Below are 2465 nucleotides of genomic sequence, written 5' to 3' on the forward strand. Positions count from 1 at the left end.
GGGTGGCGGCAATTGCACTCGCTTTGGGCGGCGCGGGCTGGGTCACCGCCTGGTCAGGGGTCGGTGTGAGCGTGCAGCTGGCAAGCCCGCGCTGGGTCGTGGGGCGCACCATCTCGATCTACTATGCTTTGATAGATGGTGGCATCGCGCTCGGCAGCTGGGTGTGGGGCACGGTGGCCGAAAACCATTCGTTGACCTGGGCGCTGGAGGGCTCCGCTGGAGCCCTGTTGATCGTCGCTGCAGCCGGCGTTCTCTTTCCTCTTCGAGAGCGCCGCGACTCCGAGCCCGATCCCTTGGAGGAATTCGATGCCCCAGCTGTCTCTCTCAATTTGAAGCCGAGAAGCGGCCCGATCGTGGTCAAGGTCGAATATCTGATAGCCGAGAGAAATCTCGAGGCCTTCCTCGACCTCATGCGGCAGCGGCGCCATGTACACAGCCGCGTCGGTGCTCGGAACTGGACGCTCCAGCGGAACCTGCAGAAGCCTATGCATTGGACAGAAACGTTCCGCACGCCGACCTGGACGGACTACCTTCGCCTCAATCATCGTCTGACGGAAGTGGACAAGGAACTGGACGAGCGTGTCTTCCAGTTGCACGCGGCCGAGACCCCACCTCAGATGACACTTTCCATCGAGCGGCCGACAAGCTCGGCCCGCAAGCCCGAGCACTCAGCTTTTCGCCATCCCCGTCATTGAAGCCTGGCCGGCATCTCTGCCATCAATCGATTGGCTACGAGCGCGACCGGTCAGCCCCCGACCTTCAAGACCATCGACATCGAAGCGGCCGCGAGTTGCCTATAAAACATTACTGCACTCTTATTGTTTGTGACATGCGGGTGGTGAGCGGTTTTCAAAGGCCCCGTTTCCTGCTGACAAAGTTAGCTTGGGCCACTGAATTGCCGATCAAACGCTCTCGGATACTGGTGCGAGTATGAAATGAAAGACAGGTTCAGGCTGGGCAGGCTTTGGCTCCCGCAGAACAACCGGGTAAGCTACGATCGCTTGGGCATGTTCAGCGAGCGCGGCAGGTGTCATTCCCAGTGCTTTCTCAAACAGGCCGCCCGGCACTCTCACCACCTGACGAAAAAGCCCTGCAGCTCTTGTCGCATGGCGCGCCGCAGCGACCCGCTTTCCCTCACGGATCTTCACGCCGGCCGCCGCCAACAGGATCAGTCCCTTGAATAACAGGCGGTGCTGAGCGCTTTGTTTCGCAGCCTGCCAGAGAGGCTCCCAGGCTTCATGGGCTTCCCAGTAGTAGCCGTGATTGAAAAGGTCGATTCCCCATCGAAACACATCTGAGCCGAGCGCTTCGCCAACGGCGACGGTCACCGGATCTGATCGGTAACTGTGGCCCAAGGCATCACGCACCGGATGCGGATATTTGCCGGGCAGATACGCATAGCTCGGGAAACTTTTTTCGGGCAGCAGGCGAGGGCGAAACATAGGTCCAGCAAACATGAAAGTGCGTTAAGGGCAACTCATGCTGACCGCGTCGTGACAGGCAAGCAGTCTTACGGGCTTGTAAAGGGGGGCGAGATTGGCCAAAACGCGCTTTGCCAAATTCATGACGTTGGGTAAGTGGCTGACGCAAGGAGAAGATATGATTTTGCGACTGAAGGAGCGGCTCGGCAAAAGGTTTGAGGAAGAAGTCCAATTCTTCAAAGGCTGGCAGAAGGACAAGAAGGGCGTGGGTGCCCTCATTCCCACTTCGGTTTATGCGGCACGCCGGATGGCAAGCGTGGTGAACCCACGGTCAGGATTGCCGATTCTGGAGCTTGGCGCGGGAACCGGTGTCATCACAAAGGCGATCCTGGCTAGGGGAATCAAGCCGCGCCAGCTGGTTTCAGTCGAATATTCCAGGATTTTCTACGACGGCCTGGTGCAACGCTTCCCGAATGTGGACTTCAGATTGGGCGACGCATTTGCGCTGGACGAAGCTCTGGGTGAGCGCAAAGGTGAACAGTTCGATTGTGTTATAAGTGCAGTCCCGCTGTTGAGCTTTCCAATGCAACAGCGTGTCGCGCTGGTTGAGGATCTGGTTGGCCGTATTCCTGCCGGCCGGCCTCTAATTCAGATCACGTATGGACCTCTGTCGCCGGTGATCAAGATGCCAGACCGTTACGTGGTTTCCCACTATGACTTCGTCGTCCGCAACATACCGCCGGCACAGCTCTGGACTTATCGTCGAGCAGTCTAGCCAAATCTGGACGGTTTTCCTTCTCTGAGGGTTCCGCTGGGTGGTGGCCTTCCACCCAAACAGGATGTGGACAGAGCAGGGGCAGATGCCAGACTGCCAAGAAGACGAAGCGGTCCTGGTTTGATTTGACAGTGGGCGGGCCAAATGCGCTTGACAAAGCCGCGCCGGCCCGTTCAACTTGAGGCATTCACCAGGGGAGTCCCGGCAAGGGGCTGAGATACTGCTGGCTTTCGCGGCGCAGTGACCCGTTGAACCTGATCCAGTTCATA

3 protein-coding genes are annotated in these 2465 nt (G+C 58.4%); 2 read left to right on the forward strand and 1 reads right to left on the reverse strand.

The window, feature by feature from the left end:
• A partial coding sequence (locus NKH03_RS34575; protein ID WP_352973313.1) for an MFS transporter occupies nucleotides 1-695 on the forward strand: 695 nt, incomplete at its 5' end.
• A 207-nt stretch (nucleotides 696-902) separates the two neighbouring features.
• Here NKH03_RS34575 and NKH03_RS34580 read toward each other — a convergent pair.
• Nucleotides 903-1442, reverse strand: coding sequence for a DUF309 domain-containing protein (locus tag NKH03_RS34580; protein ID WP_352973315.1), 540 nt, complete (start codon nucleotides 1440-1442; stop codon nucleotides 903-905).
• Nucleotides 1443-1599: 157 nt separating this feature from the next.
• On the opposite strand from NKH03_RS34580, the gene pmtA reads away from it, so the two are divergent.
• Entirely contained in the window at nucleotides 1600-2196 is a 597-nt protein-coding gene (pmtA, locus tag NKH03_RS34585) for a phospholipid N-methyltransferase PmtA (protein ID WP_352973317.1), read from the forward strand.
• Nucleotides 2197-2465: the final 269 nt, after the last annotated feature.

This window comes from Mesorhizobium sp. M1406, assembly GCF_040317555.1.
Classification (GTDB): domain Bacteria; phylum Pseudomonadota; class Alphaproteobacteria; order Rhizobiales; family Rhizobiaceae; genus Mesorhizobium.

Excerpts from the sequence above, each read along its gene's own strand:
- NKH03_RS34580 (WP_352973315.1), bottom strand. The coding sequence starts at position 1,442 with ATGTTTCGCCCTCGCCTGCTGCCCGAAAAAAGTTTCCCGAGCTATGCG.
- pmtA (WP_352973317.1), top strand. The coding sequence starts at position 1,600 with ATGATTTTGCGACTGAAGGAGCGGCTCGGCAAAAGGTTTGAGGAAGAA.